At 67.5% G+C, this 16,993-nt stretch carries 16 protein-coding genes; 6 read left to right on the forward strand and 10 right to left on the reverse strand.

Annotation, left to right across the window (positions count from 1 at the left end):
* Together AC1DYI_RS11100 and AC1DYI_RS11105 are read right to left on the reverse strand one after the other, a co-directional pair.
* A partial coding sequence (locus AC1DYI_RS11100) for a diaminopropionate ammonia-lyase (RefSeq protein WP_477204166.1) occupies positions 1-835 on the reverse strand: 835 nt, incomplete at its 3' end.
* 1 nt (position 836) lies between these two features.
* Positions 837-2,039: a M20 aminoacylase family protein gene (locus AC1DYI_RS11105; RefSeq protein WP_477204167.1), complete on the reverse strand. Its 1,203-nt coding sequence runs from the start codon at positions 2,037-2,039 to the stop codon at positions 837-839.
* Positions 2,040-2,191: 152 nt separating this feature from the next.
* Here AC1DYI_RS11105 and AC1DYI_RS11110 point away from each other — a divergent pair, with 152 nt between their 5' ends.
* A complete protein-coding gene (locus AC1DYI_RS11110; protein WP_477204180.1) occupies positions 2,192-2,683 on the forward strand; it encodes an Lrp/AsnC family transcriptional regulator in 492 nt (163 codons plus the stop codon).
* A 303-nt stretch (positions 2,684-2,986) separates the two neighbouring features.
* Here the strand turns inward: AC1DYI_RS11110 and AC1DYI_RS11115 are convergent, their stop codons facing one another.
* The 6 genes from AC1DYI_RS11115 to yghU all read right to left on the reverse strand — a co-directional run bounded on the left by AC1DYI_RS11115 (position 2,987) and on the right by yghU (position 9,252).
* The gene (locus AC1DYI_RS11115) at positions 2,987-4,303 is read right to left on the reverse strand and encodes an ABC transporter permease (protein WP_477204168.1); all 1,317 of its coding nucleotides are present in this window, start codon (positions 4,301-4,303) and stop codon (positions 2,987-2,989) included.
* 1 nt (position 4,304) lies between these two features.
* Positions 4,305-5,474: an ABC transporter permease gene (locus AC1DYI_RS11120; RefSeq protein ID WP_477204169.1), complete on the reverse strand. Its 1,170-nt coding sequence runs from the start codon at positions 5,472-5,474 to the stop codon at positions 4,305-4,307.
* An 11-nt stretch (positions 5,475-5,485) separates the two neighbouring features.
* Entirely contained in the window at positions 5,486-6,181 is a 696-nt protein-coding gene (locus AC1DYI_RS11125; RefSeq protein WP_477204170.1) for an ABC transporter ATP-binding protein, read from the reverse strand.
* A gap of 69 nt (positions 6,182-6,250) precedes the next feature.
* Complete coding sequence (locus tag AC1DYI_RS11130; RefSeq protein ID WP_477204171.1) at positions 6,251-7,375, reverse strand: efflux RND transporter periplasmic adaptor subunit; 1,125 nt, start codon at positions 7,373-7,375, stop codon at positions 6,251-6,253.
* 339 nt (positions 7,376-7,714) lie between these two features.
* Positions 7,715-8,347 carry a glutathione S-transferase family protein gene (locus AC1DYI_RS11135; protein WP_477204181.1) on the reverse strand — a complete coding sequence of 211 codons (633 nt, stop codon included), beginning with the start codon at positions 8,345-8,347 and terminating at the stop codon, positions 7,715-7,717.
* A gap of 29 nt (positions 8,348-8,376) precedes the next feature.
* A complete protein-coding gene (yghU, locus tag AC1DYI_RS11140) occupies positions 8,377-9,252 on the reverse strand; it encodes a glutathione-dependent disulfide-bond oxidoreductase (RefSeq protein ID WP_477204172.1) in 876 nt (291 codons plus the stop codon).
* Positions 9,253-9,542: 290 nt separating this feature from the next.
* On the opposite strand from yghU, the gene AC1DYI_RS11145 reads away from it, so the two are divergent.
* A complete protein-coding gene (locus AC1DYI_RS11145; protein ID WP_477204173.1) occupies positions 9,543-11,291 on the forward strand; it encodes a hypothetical protein in 1,749 nt (582 codons plus the stop codon).
* A gap of 48 nt (positions 11,292-11,339) precedes the next feature.
* On the opposite strand, the gene AC1DYI_RS11150 is transcribed toward AC1DYI_RS11145, so the two are convergent.
* Positions 11,340-12,389: a hypothetical protein gene (locus AC1DYI_RS11150; protein ID WP_477204174.1), complete on the reverse strand. Its 1,050-nt coding sequence runs from the start codon at positions 12,387-12,389 to the stop codon at positions 11,340-11,342.
* A 197-nt stretch (positions 12,390-12,586) separates the two neighbouring features.
* A complete protein-coding gene (moeA, locus tag AC1DYI_RS11155; protein ID WP_477204175.1) occupies positions 12,587-13,873 on the reverse strand; it encodes a molybdopterin molybdotransferase MoeA in 1,287 nt (428 codons plus the stop codon).
* Positions 13,874-13,998: 125 nt separating this feature from the next.
* Here moeA and AC1DYI_RS11160 point away from each other — a divergent pair, with 125 nt between their 5' ends.
* The 4 genes from AC1DYI_RS11160 to AC1DYI_RS11175 all read left to right on the forward strand — a co-directional run.
* On the forward strand, positions 13,999-14,724 hold the full coding sequence (locus AC1DYI_RS11160; RefSeq protein WP_477204176.1) for an ABC transporter permease: 726 nt from the start codon (positions 13,999-14,001) through the stop codon (positions 14,722-14,724).
* Positions 14,721-15,473 (forward strand): ATP-binding cassette domain-containing protein, encoded by a 753-nt coding sequence (locus tag AC1DYI_RS11165; protein WP_477204177.1) that lies wholly within the window; start codon positions 14,721-14,723, stop codon positions 15,471-15,473. Before AC1DYI_RS11160 ends, AC1DYI_RS11165 begins: the two co-directional genes overlap by 4 nt.
* Entirely contained in the window at positions 15,470-16,312 is an 843-nt protein-coding gene (locus AC1DYI_RS11170) for an ABC transporter substrate-binding protein (protein WP_477204178.1), read from the forward strand. The genes AC1DYI_RS11165 and AC1DYI_RS11170 overlap by 4 nt, the downstream gene beginning before the upstream one ends.
* A gap of 85 nt (positions 16,313-16,397) precedes the next feature.
* Positions 16,398-16,993, forward strand: a 596-nt coding sequence (locus AC1DYI_RS11175; protein ID WP_477204179.1) for a hypothetical protein, incomplete at its 3' end; no start/stop codon positions are given.

Here is a 16,993-nt window from a genome sequence, read left to right on the forward strand (position 1 = left end):
GCGCAGGCCGGCCCTGCAACGCGCTCTGCAGCAGGCAGTCGGCCTGCTCGGGCTCGACGACGATGAAGCGCGGGCGTTGCGCACCGTAGCGCTCCCAGAAGTGGCTCACGATGCCGGCGGCCAACCCGCCGACGCCGCCCTGGAGGATGACGTGGGTGTACGGGCAAGCCGCGCCATTCGGCACCGTCTCCAGCAACTCTTCGGCGATCACGCCGTAGCCCTGCATCACGTCGCGCGGGACGTCTTCGTAGCCCTCGTACGACGTGTCGGACACCACCTCCCAGCCGTTGGTGCGCGCCAGCCGAGCAGCCTCGTGGACCGATTCGTCGTAGTTGCCTTGGATGCGAACGATCTCGGCGCCGAACGCGGCGATGGCCCGCTGGCGCTCCACGCTGACGTGGGCGTGCAGGACGATCACGCAGCGGCAGCCGATGCTTTGCGCTGCCGCGGCCAGCGCACAGCCGTGGTTGCCATCGGTGGCGCTGATGACGACGAAGCCACGCAGCGCGTCAGCGTGTTGCCCGGCAAACAGTTCGGCGGCGGTCCAGTCGCGTTTGGGCCAACGGCGCATGACCAGCTGGATCAACGCGTTGGGCGCACCCAGTGTCTTAAAGCTGCCGAGGCTGGAGCGCCTGGACTCGTCCTTGACCGTCACCGAGGCCACGCCCAGCGAAGCGGCCAGGCGCGGCATGGGCCACGCCGGTGTCGGGTGTGCGGACAAACGACTCCAGTTCGACAAGCGCGTGCGGCTTTCGCGGCCAGCAGCCAGGCTGAGGATTGGCTGGAGGTCGGCGTCATAAGGGCGACGGTCGGCACGGGTATTGGCGAGGAACATGTCAGCGGGCCGCGGCGGGCGATTGGGGGAGGCGGATTCGGGCCAGCTCGGCGAAGTAGCGCGCGCCGACAGGAAGGATCTGGTCGTTGAAGTCGTACTGGGCGTTGTGCAGCGGCGTGGCGCCAAGGCCCGCGCCGTCGCCGTTGCCGATGAAGACGAAAGCGCCGGGCAGTGCCTTGAGGAAGCCGCCGAAGTCTTCCGAGATCATCATCGGCGGCACGTCGGCATCCACGTTCGCATCGCCCACGATGGCCTTGGCGGCTTGCACGGCGATGGGCACGCACTGCGCCCAGTTCACGGTCGGCGCGAACTCATGCGTGTACTCGACGACGCAGCGGGCGCCATGCGCGCGACAGATACCGTCGCAGAGCTCACGCATGCGGCTTTCCAGCAGCGCCTGCACCTCGGGCGCGTAGCTGCGCGTGTCGCCCTTGATGACCACCTCGGTCGGGATCGCGTTGCGGATGCCGTCGGTCAGGAACTCAGTGCAGGACACGACCGCCGAGTGCCGCGGATCGACCGAGCGCGCCACGATGGTCTGCAGTGCCAGCACGATCTCCGCACCGATGACCAACGGGTCGATGGCCATGTGCGGCCGCGCGGCATGCCCGCCACGGCCGGTGATTCGGATGACGAAGTTGTCCTCGCTGGCCATGATCCCGCCGACACGGGTGGCGATGTGCCCCGCGGGCATGCCGGGGATGTTGTGGGCACCGTAGATCTCGTCCATCGGGAAGCGCTGCAGCAGGCCATCGGCTAGCATCGCTGCGGCGCCACGGCCGTGCTCTTCCGCCGGCTGGAAGATGAAGCGGACGGTGCCGTCGAAATCTCGGCGGCTGGACAGCAGCTGCGCCGCGCCCAGCAGCATCGCCATGTGCCCGTCGTGGCCGCAGGCGTGCATGCAGCCCGGGTGGGCCGATGTGTACGGCCGGCCTTCGGCGGTCTCTTGCATCGCCAGCGCGTCCATGTCGGCGCGCAGGCCGATGACGCCCGGGCCGGCGCCCACGGCGAGGTTCGCAACCACCCCGGTGCCGCCGATGCCTCGGTGCACCTCGAGGCCCAGAAGGTTCAGGATCTGCGCCACGCGGTCCGCCGTGCGCTGTTCGTTGAACCCGGTTTCGGGAAAGCGGTGGAAGTCCTGGCGCCAGCGCACCCAGCCTGCTTCCAGCGCCGCTTCGGTCGGTGCGTCGGTCGTGCCAGTCATGTCGTGTGATCCCTTGGGGAGTGACAGACTGAATTCTTGGCGCATCATCGCGGGGCAGATCACCACCAATACGTCATTCCATGGCGTATTTGTCTCACCAATACCCAAAGGATGAGGGAATGTCTCAAAGGCTTCGAAAGAGCACGCTGCCGGTGGCGCTGGACGGCCTGGACACGGCGCTGCTGGACCTGCTGCAGCGCGATGCTTCGATACCCATGCGCACCCTGGCGGACAAGGTCGGCAGCTCACCGGCTACCTGCCAGCGGCGGATCGCGCAGATGCGCGAATCGGGCGTTCTGCTCAAGCAGGTGGCGATCGTCGACCGCCACCTGGTCGGCCGGCCGTTGACGGTGTTCGTGTCAGTGGAGCTGGACAAGCAGAACGCCGCGCTGCTGAAGCAGTTCGAGCGGAAGATGAATGCGCTGGAGGACGTGATGGCCTGCTACGAGGTCTCCGGCGAGTCCGACTTCCTCATCATCGTCAACGCCGAGTCGATGGAGCAGTACCACGCGTTCACACGCGAGGTCTTCTCGTCGAACAACAACGTGCGCAACTTCAAGAGCATGTTCGCGATGAACTGCTCGAAGTTCGAGACGCGGGTGCCGCTGCCGCCGGTGTCCATGCCGGCAGCCGCCGCCGATTGAACGCGGTGCAGGCCCGGCTGGGTGCCGGAGTTGAAGCAGCCCGGGCTGAAGGTGGTGGCGGCAGGGTAACGGCGGCGCCCCCGGCCGCCGGCCGCTCGCGGGCCGCTGTTGGCGGGGCGCTTGCTTCGGTGCCATCTACACCGTGGTGCCGATGATGCGTTGGGGCGACCGCGAATGAGGGCCGGCACCCGAGGGCGCCACCGTAATCCTGCTGGCACCGTCGTGGGCGCGGCACGCGGCATGACACGAGGCCTCCGCTGCGCTGGCGACGGAGGCGAACGGGTCAGCGCCGCGGCCCGGCGCTCACAACTCTCGCAGGGCCGTTGTCACCGGCAAACTGGCCGCGCGCACGGCCGGGAACAGGCCGCCGATGAAGCCGATGGCCAGCGCCCACTTGACGCCTTCCCACAGCAGGCCAGGCGAGACGCGCAGGCTGAAGCTGAGCTTGCCGACCGAGCCGGCAGCCATGGTCGAGGCCTCGAAGCCGTTGAACAGCAACCAGGCGACGAGGCCCCCGATGGCACCGCCGATCAGCGCCAGCAACATCGTCTCCAGCATCACCGCCACCACCACGGGCAGGCCGCGGAAGCCGATGGCCCGCAGCGTGGCGATCTCACGGGCACGTGAGGCGATCGCTGCAAACATCGTGTTGAGCGCGCCGAACACCGCGCCCACGGCCATGATGGCGCCAACCGTGATGCCGATGATGCGCAGCATCTGGGTCATCTTCTCGGACTGCTTGGCGAAGAAGTCCAGCGTGGTGTTGGCATCGACCTTGAGTTGCGGGTTGGCGGCCAGTGCGTCCTTGAAACCCTTGAACGCGTCGGCGCTCGTCAGCTTCACGGTCGCCGAGTTGCGGCCGCTGCCGCGTTGGTAGGCATCGTTGACCACGTTGGCATCGGCCCAGAGTTCCGACTCCATCGCGTCGCCCGAGGCGAAGATGCCGACCACCGTCCAAGGCTGGTTGCCGAGCTTGAGCGTGGCACCCACGCTGAGGCCTTCGAACTGGCGCACCGCGCCCTTGCCGACGACCAGCTCGCGCAGGCCGGGCTGGAAGCGCCGGCCCTCGACGATCTTCAGGTGCGGACGCACGGCAAAGGCCTCGTCGCCGACGCCGCGCACCTGAGCGCTGCCCTCTTCGTCGGTCTTGGTGCCCTTGACCGGTAGGTTGGCCGCGACCACGGTCTCGGCAGAGACGAGCGGCTCACCCTTGTCGTTGCGCGCGATGCCGGCCGCCTGGGAGATTTGCACGATGTCTTCGCGGCTCAGCGCCGAAGCCACCTCGGCCGCCGAAGCGCCGCGCAGCACGATGGCCGTGTCCAGCCCACCCGAGTTGCGCAGCGTCTGCGCATAGCCCTCGGCCATGGCCAGCAACGCGACCAGCACGCCCACCACGCCGGCGATGCCGACAACGATGACCGCCGACGAGCCGATGCGCTGGTTCAGCGTGCTGATGCCCACCGAGGCCACCGAGCGCGCCTGCGCGCCGCCGCGGAAGACGAAGAGCCACAGCGCCAGCAACACCAGCAAGGCCAGTGCGCCTTGCCACGGCAGCATCACCCAGGCCACGAGCACGACGACCGTGAGCAGGAAGAGTCCGAGATTTTTCAAGAACTTCATGTCAGGCTCTCCCGGCCAATGCGTCGGTGATGTTCAAGCGCATCGCATTGAGCGCCGGCAGTGCGCCAACAACGACGCCGAAGAACAGCATCAGGCCCACGCCGATGGCCCAGCTGGCGGCGCCCGCGGCCGGCAGGTTGAGCGTGCCGCCACTGGCCGCACCAACTGCAGGCCCGACGACGCTGGCCAGCCCCAGGCCGATGACGCCGCCCAACAGCAGCAGCAGCATCGACTCGGCCAGCACCATGGCCAGCACGCTCTGGCCCGAGAAGCCCAGCGTCTTCAGCACGGCGATCTCGCTGGTGCGCTCGCGCACCGCCTGCATCATCGTGTTGCCCGACAGCAGCAGCAGCGTGAAGAACACCGCGCCCATGATCGAGGTGACGATCAGGTTGATGTCGGCCAGTTGCTTCATCCACGCGGCCGTGGCGGCCTGTTCGGTCAGCGTGCGGGTCTCGTGGTCGGAGTTGGACGAGATCGCGTCGATGGCCTTKGCCACGCGGTCGGCCTGGTTGACGTCCTTCACCCGGGTCACGTACCAGCCTGCCTGGCCGCGGTTGTAGGGCGTTGTCTCGTCGAAGTAGTCCCAGCGCAGCAGCATCAGCTGGTCGAACCAGCCGGAGGCCTTCTTGTCGGACACGTGGACCAGCCCGACGATCTTGAAGGTCCAGTTCAGGCTGCCGGACTTGTCCGGGAAGATGGTCGACTGCATCGGCAATTGGTCGCCGACCTTCCAGCCGAAGCGCTTGGCCAGGCCCTCACCCACAAGCGCGCCGATCTTGGTTTCGGCAAAGGCCTTGCGGTGCTCGGCCGAGACTTCCATCTCGGGGTAGATGTCGAGGTAGTTGGGTGCGACCGCGAAGCTGAAGACCTGGTTGTGCGGGTCTTGATAGGCGCCGCCGAACCAGTTGGCGAAGGTGGTGTCCTTGACGCCGTCGACTTGCGTGATGCGCGAGCCCAGCGCCATCGGCAGCAGCTGGATGAAGCTGAGCTTCGAGCCTGTCTGCAGCCGCGTGGCGCCGTTGGCGCTCTGGCCCGCCTGGTCGAAGCCGACGCGAACGGCGTCCAGCAGACCGAACAGCAAGAAGGCCGTGACGATCGAGACCAGGGTCAGGAAGGTGCGGAGCTTGCGCCGGAACAGCGCCGCCCAAATCAGGTGGAGATATTTCATGACGCTCCCCGTCAGGCCGCGACTGCGTCAGCTTGTTCGACCAGGGTGCCCTTGTCCAGGTGCAGCGTGTGGCTGGCTCGGCTGGCGGCCTTGGGGTCGTGGGTGACCATGACGATGGTCTTGCCGTGGTCGCGGTTGAGCACCTGCAGCAGCGTCAGCACATCTTCGGCCGACTGGCGGTCGAGGTCACCGGTGGGTTCGTCGCAGACCAGCAGCGTGGGGTCGGAGACGATGGCCCGCGCGATCGAGACGCGCTGCTGCTGGCCGCCCGAGAGCTCGGTCGGCTTGTGCGTGGCGCGGTCACCCAGCCCCACGAGCTGCAACGCGATGGACGCGCGCTTCTTGCGCTCGGCGGCCGAGAGCTTGGTCAGCAGCAGCGGCAGTTCCACGTTCTTCTGCGCCGACAGCGTGGGCATCAGGTTGTAGAACTGGAACACGAAGCCGACCTTGGCAGCGCGCCACTTGGAAAGCTGAGCACCGCTGAACTGGTCGATGCGCTCGCCCGCCACGGTGATCGAACCACCGCTGGGCGCGTCCAGCCCACCGATCAGGTTGAGCAAGGTGGTCTTGCCCGAGCCCGACGGGCCCATCAGCGCGAGGAAATCGCCCTGGCTGACCTGCAGGTCGATGTGGTGCAGCACCTCGACCTTTTGTTTGCCTCGGGTGTAGATCTTGGAAAGGTCGCGGATCTCGATCAAAGCGGTCATTTCATGCCTCCATGCTTCGCATTACGGTGTTCGCCTCGGTGTATGCCGCGGGGGCCCGTCGGCAAACGCTCATTCCTTGTTCACGACGTTGGAACCATTCTTCAGTTCGGCCGGCGGCGTGACGACAACCGCCTCGCCGGCCTTCAACCCTTCGGTGACCAGCTTGAACTTGCCGACATCGGCACCGAGCTTGACCGCGCGCTGCTGCGCCCGGCCCTCAGTCACCACGAAGACCGCGTTAGCCCCCTCACGCTGCGCCAACGCTTCTGACGGCACCAGCACACCGGGCACCGGCGCGGCCTGCACCTTCGGCTTGGTGGCCAGAAAGGTCACGCGCACGCCCATGTCGGGCACGACCCGCTCGTCCTTCTTCTCCAGCGCCACGCGGACCTTGACCGTGGCCTTGCCGCGGTCGGCGCTCGGGATCACGGCCAGCACGTGGGCGGGGATCTTCCAGTCCGGGTAGGCATCGAGCACGGCCTCGCAAGGCATGTCGGCCTTGACCTGGGCGATGTAGGCCTCGTTGACGTCGACCCCCACCTCGAGCGAGTCCATGTCGACGATGGTGCCCACGCCGGTCCGGGTGAAGCCACCACCAGCCGACAGCGGCGAGATGATCTCGCCCACCTGCGCAGCGCGCGCCGTGACGACGCCGTCAAACGGCGCACGGACGGTGGCGTAGTCGAAGGCCACGCGCGCCTGCACGACCTGGGCCTGCGCAGCCTCGGCCTGGCGCTGGGCGGCTTCGACCTGGGCCGTCAAGGACTTCACTGCGGTTGCCGTCTGCTCCTGCGTCTGGCGCGTCGTCATGCCCTGTGCAGCCAGCTCGGACTGGCGACGCGCATCGGCCTCGGCCTGGGCCAGCGCCGCGCGCACCTGTGCCACCCCGGCCTGGGCGCTGCGCGCCTGGGCCTCGGCTGTCGCCAGGCCGGCCTTGAGGCCGCTGTCGTCCAGGCGGGCCAGCACCTGCCCCTTCTTGACGCGGAAGCCCTCGTCGATCAGCACTTCGGTCAGCGTGCCGGTGATCTGGGCCGAGACCGTGGCCGAACGCCGCGCCGTCACATAGCCTGTGGCCTGCAGCACAGCGTCGGCGCTGGGGCCCTGGCCATTGGCACGCACGGTGACGGTCTGCACGGTGACGGGCTTGTTGCCCGCCAGGTACCACCAGGCCGCGGCGCCGGTCAAGGCCAGCACGACAACGCCGCCGAGCAGGCCCCAGACCCATTTCGGCGGTCCACCGCCGTCGTGGTCTTCGCGATGGGCTACGTCAATTCGTAGTTCCTTGAGCAGTCCGGTATCGATGTTAGGGTCCCTCCGAACGGGCCCTCAAGGGCGCGGGCCGAATTGGCCGGGGCCTCCAAGAGGGCAATGCATGGCAGCGCCGGATCTGCCAGAGCGGGCGGATCGTAGCAGGCGCGCGCATTGCCATTGATAAACCATGGCAGCGAATGCTCGTAGCACCGGCTCGGTCGCCCATGGCGAAGTGCCACGCTCAGTCAGTCACAACGTGACGTTCGGGTCTTCCGGCCCACGCTAGAGCGCCATCGACGCCCGCTGCGCCATCGCTGCCCGCCAGCGCTGCAAGTGAGGGTGGTGTTCACTCGGCTTGACCTTCACCACACGCGCAAAGTCCACCGCCACCACGGCGGTGATGTCGGCGATGCTGAGTCGGTCTGTCGCGATGAAGTCGCGGCCGGCCAGGTGGTCGTTCAGCGTGACGAAGAACTGCTGCAGCCTGGCCAGGCCGCGCTGCGCCAGCTCAGGGATCTGCGCGTAGTTCGCCGGCCCGGGCAGCGCGCGGTTGGCCATGGCCGGTGAGCTGTTGCGCAGCGCCTCGGCAATGGCCATCAGCCCTTCGAACTCGACACGCCATTGCCAGCTCGCGATCTCCGCCTTCTCCATCGGCGTGCGGCCCAGCAGCGGCGGCTCGGGGAAGCGGGCTTCCAGGTAAGCCGCGATCGCCGCGTTGTCGGTCAGCAAGGCACCTTCATCGGTGCGCAGCGCCGGCACGGTGCATTGCGGGTTCACCTGGCGGTAGGCGTCGCTCAGTTGCTCGCCAGTCCTCAAGTCCACCTCGACCGTCTCATGGGCCACGCCTTTTTCGGCGAGCAGGATGCGCGCGCGGCGGGGGCTCGGCGCGGTGGCGCAGTCGTACAGAGTGATCATCATGGGGTCTGTGCAAAGGGAGATGGCAATCAGCCGGACACGGCCAGCTTGTCCTGGGTCTGGGTGTCAAAGTCAGCGGCGTCGTGGCGCTCGTGCAATTGACTGGCCGGTTGGCCCCAGGTGCGGTTGACCATGCGGCCACGCTTCACGGCCGGGCGCTGCGCGATCTGGTTGGTCCAGCGCAGTACGTGGGTGTATTGCTCGACCTGCAGGAACTCGCCCGCTTCGTAGAGCTGGCCCTTGACGAGCGTGCCGTACCAGGGCCAGACGGACATGTCGGCGATGGTGTAGTCGTTGCCGGCCAGATAGGGGCGTTCGGCGAGGTGCTTGTCCAGCACGTCGAGCTGGCGCTTGACCTCCATCGCGTAGCGGTCGATGGCGTATTCGATCTTGGTCGGCGCATAGGCGTAGAAGTGGCCGAACCCGCCGCCGAGAAACGGTGCCGCACCCATCTGCCAGAACAGCCACGACAGGCATTCGGCGCGCTCGGTGCCGTCGGTCGGCAAGAAGGCACCAAACTTCTCGGCCAGGTACAGCAGGATTGCGCCGGACTCGAACACGCGAACCGGCGTGGGTCCGCTGTGGTCCACCAGCGCGGGGATCTTGCTGTTCGGGTTGGCCTCGACGAAGCCGCTGCCGAACTGATCACCATCGTTGATGCGGATCAGCCAGGCGTCGTACTCGGCGCCAACGTGGCCGAGCGCCAGCAGCTCTTCCAGCATCACCGTGACCTTGACGCCATTCGGCGTGGCCAGCGAATACAGCTGCAGCGGATGGCGCCCCACCGGCAACGCCTTGTCATGGGTCGGGCCGGCCACCGGGCGGTTGATGCTCGCGAAGCGGCCCCCGTTTTCCTTGTTCCAGGTCCAGACCTTTGGTGGCGTGTAGGCGGGCGAATCGCTCATGCAGTGATCTCCAGGCGGGCAAGACGCGCACGGTAACCGGCCCGCCACCGGCCTGCAGTCTGTACGGATTTTCGTGATGCCCACCGGGCCCGCCAGGATGACGGCACCCGGCCTCCGCACAAACCCTGAACCCACCGAGAAACCTCGTTACCAAACAGTGTCCGCAGATGAAAGCGGTTTCAATGAGAATGAACCTGACCACCGCGGAGAGTGGCCGGAGTCAGAACAACGAGGTTTTTTGTGTGGACGAGATATGGGCGACGCTGTCGCCCGAGCAACGAGGAGTGTTCATGAACATGCGACAAACCCTGCCGCACCGTATGCCCCCCATGCCGCGCTTGAGCGGCCGGAACTGGATCTGGGCCGCAGCCTTCGCTGCGCTGTCGGTGCCGGCCCACGCGGTCGACCTGGGCCCGAACGTGGTGATCTTCGACAACACGATGAGCACGGCCACCGTGCAGGCCAAGCTGGACCAGATCTTTGCCCAGCAAGAGAGCAACCAGTTCGGCACGCAGCGTTATGCGCTGCTGTTCAAGCCCGGCCACTACCAGGTCAACGCCAACGTCGGCTTCTACACCTCGGTGATGGGCGCAGGCCAGCACCCGCAGGACGTGGYCATCGATGCGGTCACCGTCGACGCCGGCTGGTTCGGCGGCAATGCAACGCAGAACTTCTGGCGCTCGGTCGAGAACGTGACCGTCACGCCGATCAACGGCGGCACGCGCTGGGCGGTGGCGCAGGCCGCGCCGATGCGCCGCGTCTGGGTCAAGGGCAACCTGAACCTGTCGCCGACCAACTACGGCTGGGCCAGCGGCGGCTACATCGCCGATTCGCGCATCGATGCGCAGGTGCAGCCCTACTCGCAGCAGCAGTGGTTCACGCGTGACAGCCAGATCGGCGGCTGGCTCAACGGCGTCTGGAACATGGTGTTCACCGGCGTCATCGGCGCACCCGCCAACAGCTTCCCGAACCCGGTCTACACGACGATCGCGCAAAGCCCGGTCACGCGCGAGAAGCCGTACCTCTACATCGACGGTGCCGGCGACTACCAGGTCTTCGTGCCTTTCCTGCGCAACAACTCGGCCGGCACTACCTGGTCGCCCACCGGCCAGACGCCGGGCCAGGCCGTGCCTTTGACGAAGTTCTACGTCGCCAAGCCGGGTGTCACCGCGGCGCAGTTGAACGCGCAACTGCAGGCCGGCATGCACCTGCTGTTCACGCCGGGCATCTACCACCTGGAAGAAACGCTATCGGTCAAGAAGGCCAACACGATCGTGATGGGCCTGGGCTATGCGACGCTGATCCCCGACAACGGCGTGGCCGCGATGAAGGTCGCCGACGTCGACGGCGTGAAGATCGCCAGCCTGCTGTTCGACGCGGGCCCGGTCAAATCGCCGGTGCTGCTGCAGCTGGGGCCGAAGAAGTCCGACGCGGCGCACGCCAGCAACCCGAGCTCGATCCAGGATGTGTTCTTCCGCATCGGCGGTGCAGGTGTCGGCAAGGCTGCGACCAGCCTCGAGGTCAACAGCGACAACGCGCTGATCGACCACGTGTGGGCCTGGCGCGCCGACCACGGCACGGGCGTGGGCTGGACGAGCAACACCGCGGCCACCGGCGTCATCGTCAACGGCAAGAACGTGACGGCCTACGGCCTGTTCGTCGAGCACTACCAGAAGTACAACGTGCGCTGGAACGGCAACGGCGGCCGCACCTACTTCTTCCAGAACGAGATGCCCTACGACCCGCCGACCCAGGCCGCCTGGCGCAGCGGTGCCAACGGCTACGCGGCCTACAAAGTGAACGACAAGGTCACCAGCCATGAAGCCTGGGGCCTGGGCAGCTACTGCTACTTCAACGTCAACTCGTCGATCCACGCCGATCGTGGCTTCGAAGTGCCGAACGTGGCGGGCGTGAAGCTGCACAGCCTGTCCACGGTGTCGCTCGGCGGCGTCGGCGTGATCGACCACGTGGTCAACCAGACCGGCGCACCGGCGCAAGGGCAAGACACCATCCCTTCGACGGTGACGACCTATCCCTGAAGCCGACTGAAAGAGCCGTGGGCCGACAAGGCCTGCGGCTCGGCCTGGTCAGGGTGAGATGGGCTTCAGGATGAACGAGAACGAGCGGGGGTTGCCGTCGACCTTCGCCTCCGCATTGGCAACGATCACGCCACTGCCGTTGATGTCCATCGCACCGGTCAGCCGGCGCGGCCGGCCGAAACCATCGACACAGCCGCCGGCACCGACCAGGGAGTTCACGTCGACCGGCCGGTCTTTGATGCTTGACCACAGGAGCGGCACGGTGCTGCCGTTGGCCGCGCGACCTGTTCCTACCACCGCCCCGGCGGCATTGATCGCTAGCGCGAAGGTGTTGACATAGTCGCTGGTCGATCCCATTTCGACGGCCGTGTCGTCCTGCCATGCAAAGGCGTGCGAGAGCTGATCGCTTTCGTAGAAAGCGCTGCCCACGATGGTGCCCCACTTGTTGACGGCATTTGGCGTGGCGATGCTGCCCACCGGGTAGGCCAGTGCCGAAATCTTGCCACCGACCCAGCGGACTGGAACGATGTCGCCGGCCGGGTTGCTGCTGGTGCCGACGACGACGCCGTCGTCATTGATGCTGTAGGCGTCGCTGGTGCCGCCCTTGTGCAGCGACCCAAGATCCCTGACGCGCCCCTCGAACCACAGCGTAGCGCGGTAGACCATGTCGCCGGAGGCCATTGTCTTTTCGCTGCTTCCGATGATCTTCCCGCGGCTGTTGATGGCGACCGCTCCCCCTTTTCCGCCACTGGACAGCGGCGGGAGGCTGGTCTGCTGGTTAGCGGTCCAGGTCACGGCACGCGGCACCATGAACTTGTCATAGATCTGGCCGACGGACTGGCCGGCATCGTTGATGTCGAAGGCGTCGGAATGGATGCCATCGTCATCGTTCAGGAGCACAGCCTGCCGGTTCGGGCCCCATTGGGCTGAACCGTACCGCCACCCGTCGACCCGCGGCGTCAAGGCGAAGCCCACGACCTGCACTCGATTGTTCAGTGCCCAGACATGTGTCTGCGATTCCACTGCGGTTTGCGAAGCGTCCGTCAGTGGCCGGCAGCTGTAGCTTGCGGCCTGCACGCCACCGGCCAACAGCGCCAACAGCGACGCCAGCGCGCCGCCAAGGGCAAAGAATATCTTCTCGTTCAAGGTTTCTCTCCTGGCTGGTTTGGGGATGTAGTGACGGCCGACAAGGGCCCTCGCCTAAGGTGCATTTCGCCGATCATGCCGGCGATCCGACACCTTACAACGCCACACCCCTAACGACGGAGCTTCGTGGCGCATTCCACGGTAACCGATCAGACCAGCCCGTCGAACAGCCAGACCTCGACCCACTCGCCGGCTGCGACCGAGCCCTGCTCGTGCCCCAGCACCAGCAGCGCATTGGCCTCGCTCATGCTGCGCAGGATGCCCGCGCCTTGCGAGCCGGTCAGGCGAACCTGCCAGCCGCCTTCGGGCGCGGCCTCGACGATTGCGCGCTGGAATTCGGTGCGCCCCGGCCGCTTGCGGATCGGCGTGGCGCAGCGCGCGTTCAGCCTCGGCATCGACGGCTGGATCGCGCCGGCCAGCGTCCACAACGCCTCTTGCGCAAACGCGTAGAAGGTGACCAATGCGGCCACCGGGTTGCCGGGCAGTGCGAACAGCCAGGCCGGGTCGGCGCCATCAGGCCGTCGCAACGGGCCGAAAGCGAACGGCCGGCCGGGCCGCATCGCGACCTTCCAGAACGCGACCTCGCCCATGCGGGCCAGCAGGTTGCGGGTGTAGTCGGCATCGCCCATGCTGACGCCACCGCTGGTCAGCACGACATCGGCTTCGCGCAGCGCGCGGGCCAGCGTGGCCTCCAGTGCGGCCGGGTCGTCGGCAACGAGGCCGAGGTCAACCACGTCGACGCCCATGCAGCGCAGCGCCGCGGCGAGACTGTGGCGGTTGCTGTCGTAGATGCAGCCAGGGTCCAACGGCTGGCCGGGTTCTCGCAGCTCGTTGCCGGTGGAAAACAAGGCGACGCGCAAGCGGCGCATCACCGGCAGTTGCGTCAAGCCGAGCGACGCCGCCAGCCCGAGGTCGGCCGGACGCAGCACACGGCCGCGCTGCAGCGCCGGTTTGCCCTGCGCCAGGTCTTCACCGCGGCGGCGGCGGTTCTCACCCGCGTGGATGACGCCGGCGGCGATGTGGACCACCCCGCCCTCTTCGCGGCACAGCTCCAGCGGCACCACAGTGTCCAACCCCTCGGGCATCACCGCGCCGGTCATGATGCGCACGCAGTCGCCTTGGGCCGTGACCACCGGCTTGGCATCGCCGGCCATCACCACGCCGGCCACGCGAAAGCGGCTCTCTGCGTCGGCCTGCAGCTCGGCACCGCGGAAGGCAAAGCCATCCATCGCCGAGTTGTCGTGCGCCGGCACGTCGATCGGCGACACCACGTCGTCGGCCAGCACGCGGCCCAGCGCGTCGGCCAATGGCAGTTGTTCGTGACCGCTGATCGGCTTCAGGCTGGCGGCGATGCGGGCGCGGGCGTCGGCAACGCTGATCTGTGCGTCACCGCGGGCCAGCGGCGAGGGGCCGAGTTCTGGGGTGGTGGTGGCCATGCGGCGTGCAATCGAGCTGTGGTGTGACACGGGATTGTGCGCTGCAACCAAGCCCCGCCGGCTACGTTGTATGCACCGGCTTGCATATCGCCAGTCCCTCTGCCGCCAGCCCAGAATGCATGCTGATGTCCACGCTCACCGACAGCGCCCAGCTGGCCGCCCAACTCGTCTGGCAAGGCGACGCCGAGCTGTGGCGCATCGTCGGCCTGTCGGTCCGAGTCAGCCTGCTGGCCTGTGTGCTCGGCGGCGTGCTGGGCCTGGCGCTCGGCGCGTGGCTTGCGGTGGCGCGCTTTCCCGGCTGGCGCGGCGTGATCTGGGTACTCAACACCTTGCTTGCGCTGCCTTCCGTGGTCGTGGGCTTGCTGGTCTACCTGTTGCTATYGCGAGCCGGGCCTCTGGGCGCCTATGGCCTGCTGTTCACGCCGACGGCGATGGTCTTCGCACAGGCGGTGTTGGTCACGCCTCTGATCGCCGCACTGACCCGGCGCCTGGTGCAGGACGCGCTGGCCGAAGGCGGCGATCAGCTGCGCTCGCTCGGCGCCGGCCCTTACGCCGCGGGGCTGCTGATGCTGCTTCACGAGCGACGCGCGGTGCTGACGATCGGGCTCACCGCCTTCGGCCGCGCGGTCTCCGAGGTCGGCGCGGTGATGATCGTCGGCGGCAACATCAACGGCGTGACGCGGGTGATGACCACTGCGATCGCGCTCGAAACCAGCAAGGGCGACCTCGCACTGGCGTTGGCCCTCGGCGCGGTGCTGCTCGGCGTGGTGGCACTGCTGAACCTGGCCGTGGCCGCGCTGCACGGCGCCGCGCAGGCTGCCGGTCAACGGCGCGAGGCCTGGGTGGCATGACGCAGATGCCGCCGAACGCGACGGTCCAAGCTCAGCCGCTGGTCAGCTTGCAGCACGCCAGCGTGCGCTTCGGCGTGGTGACAGCGCTGCACGACGTCGACCTGACGCTGCACCGCGGCGACCGCCTGGCGCTGGTCGGTGCCAACGGCTCCGGCAAGACCACGCTGCTGCGCCTGCTGCATGGGTTGGTACTGCCAAGCGAGGGACAGTGCAGCCACCATGCGCTGCAGCCTGAAGGGCGGCCTGCGATCGGCGCGATGCTGTTCCAGCGACCCTTCCTGCTGCGCCTGTCGGCACGGCGCAATGTCTCGCTCGGTCTGTGGCTGCGTGGCCTGCCGCGCGCGGAGCGGGCCGCGGCCACCGAGCGTGCGCTGCACCGCGTCGGCCTCGCGGCCCTGGCGGCACGGCCAGCGCGTGAGCTGTCCGGCGGGCAGCAGCAGCGTTTGGCGTTGGCACGCGCCTGGGCGCTGCGGCCCGACATCCTGTTTCTCGACGAGCCCACCGCCAGCCTGGATCCGAGTGCCAAGCGCGAGGTCGAGCAGCTGATCGAGGACTTCGCCAGCGAAGGCATGACCGTCGTGCTGGCCACCCACAACCTGGGCCAGGCCAAGCGGCTGGCGCGGCGCGTGGCCTACCTCGAAGGCGGGCGGCTGGTGGTCGAGCGGCCGGTGAGCGAATTCTTCAACCACAGCGAGACGCTGCCGCTGGAAGCACAGCAGTTCCTCAAAGGAGAGATGGTGTGGGCGTGAGTGCAAGCATTCCGTTCGTTCGCCTGGGTCGCCGAGCCCTGGTTGCGCTGCTGGCGAGCGCGCTGTGGACCAGCGCCGCGGCCGAAGAACCTTTCATCGTGCTGGCCTCGACCACCTCGACCGAGCAGTCGGGCCTGTTCGGTCACCTGCTGCCGGCCTTCAAGCAGGCCAGCGGCGTTGATGTGCGCGTGGTCGCTGTCGGCACCGGCCAGGCGCTGGACGTGGCGCGCCGGGGCGACGCCGACGCCGTGCTGGTGCAYGACACCGCGGCCGAAGAGAAGTTCGTCGCCGAAGGCTTCTCGGTTGCACGGTGGCCGGTCATGTACAACGACTTCGTGCTGATCGGCCCGCGCAACGACCCGGCGGGTGCGAAGGGCCGCGACATTGCCGCGGCGCTGGCCAAGCTGGCCACGAAGCCCGAGGCCATGTTCGTCTCGCGCGGCGACAAGAGCGGCACCCACGCCGCCGAACTGCGGCTGTGGAAGCAGGCCGGCACCGACATCGCCACCGTCAAGCCTGCGGGTTACCGCGAATGCGGCTGCGGCATGGGCCCGGCACTGAACATGGCGGCCAGCAGCAACGCCTATGTGCTGTCAGACCGCGGCACCTGGCTCGCGTTCAAGAACCGCGGCGAGCTGACGATCCTGGTCGAAGGCGACAAGGCCTTGTTCAACCAGTACGGCGTGATGGTGGTCAACCCGGCCAAGCACCCGCATGTGAAGCAGGCGCTCGCGCAACGCTTTGCCGACTGGATCACCAGCCCGGCCGGCCAGGCTTCGATCGCGGCCTACCAGGTCGGCGGCGAGCAGGCGTTCTTCCCCAACGCGAATCGACACTAGGTTACAGCTCTCCGAAGTAGGTCAGCCCTAGACTGGATTCGAGCCTGCGGGCTCGAATTCATCAATGACTAACTTCGGAGATGACATGACCATTCGGACTTTTGGATTCGGCCCACGTCGGCTGCTTCTGGCCGCGCTGATCGCTGCGGCACTGCCGGCAGCCCAGGCCGCCACACCCACGCTGGATGAAGCGCTGGCGCAGCTGGACGCCGAGCAGGCCAGCAACTACCAGGGTCGACCTGGCGCCCGCGTGCGCGACACTGCCGAGTTCGAGCGCATGCGGGCGTACCTGCGTGCGCACTACGCAGGCGTGGTCGCGCGTCACCACTTCGAGATGTCGCCCGGCGTGGTGGTCGACTGCGTCGACGAGCTGACGCAGCCCGGCGCGCGCCGCCAGGGCCTGACGCGTGCCGACTGGGTCAACCGCCCGAGCAAGTTGCCCGTCGATCCAGGYGCCGTGGACGCGTCAGGAATGCCAGCGCTGGACCAGACACCGCGCGACCCCGGCATCTTCCTGAGCCGCCAGGCGCCAGAGCGCGACAGCGACGGCCAGATCATGGCCTGCGCCCGCGGCACCATCCCGATGAAGCGCCTGAGCCTGCAGCGCCTGGCCGCCTTCGAAACGCTGGAGCACTTCCGCCACAAGCGCGGCCTGCCCGGCAGTGGTGGCCTGCCGAACGA

The sequence above is a fragment of the Ideonella sp. P3_A4 genome, from assembly GCF_056403075.1.

Excerpts from the sequence above, each read along its gene's own strand:
- AC1DYI_RS11115 (WP_477204168.1), bottom strand. The coding sequence starts at position 4,303 with ATGAAGTTCTTGAAAAATCTCGGACTCTTCCTGCTCACGGTCGTCGTG.
- AC1DYI_RS11125 (WP_477204170.1), bottom strand. The coding sequence starts at position 6,181 with ATGACCGCTTTGATCGAGATCCGCGACCTTTCCAAGATCTACACCCGA.
- AC1DYI_RS11135 (WP_477204181.1), bottom strand. The coding sequence starts at position 8,347 with ATGATCACTCTGTACGACTGCGCCACCGCGCCGAGCCCCCGCCGCGCG.
- moeA (WP_477204175.1), bottom strand. The coding sequence starts at position 13,873 with ATGGCCACCACCACCCCAGAACTCGGCCCCTCGCCGCTGGCCCGCGGT.
- AC1DYI_RS11105 (WP_477204167.1), bottom strand. The coding sequence starts at position 2,039 with ATGACTGGCACGACCGACGCACCGACCGAAGCGGCGCTGGAAGCAGGC.
- yghU (WP_477204172.1), bottom strand. The coding sequence starts at position 9,252 with ATGAGCGATTCGCCCGCCTACACGCCACCAAAGGTCTGGACCTGGAAC.
- AC1DYI_RS11165 (WP_477204177.1), top strand. The coding sequence starts at position 14,721 with ATGACGCAGATGCCGCCGAACGCGACGGTCCAAGCTCAGCCGCTGGTC.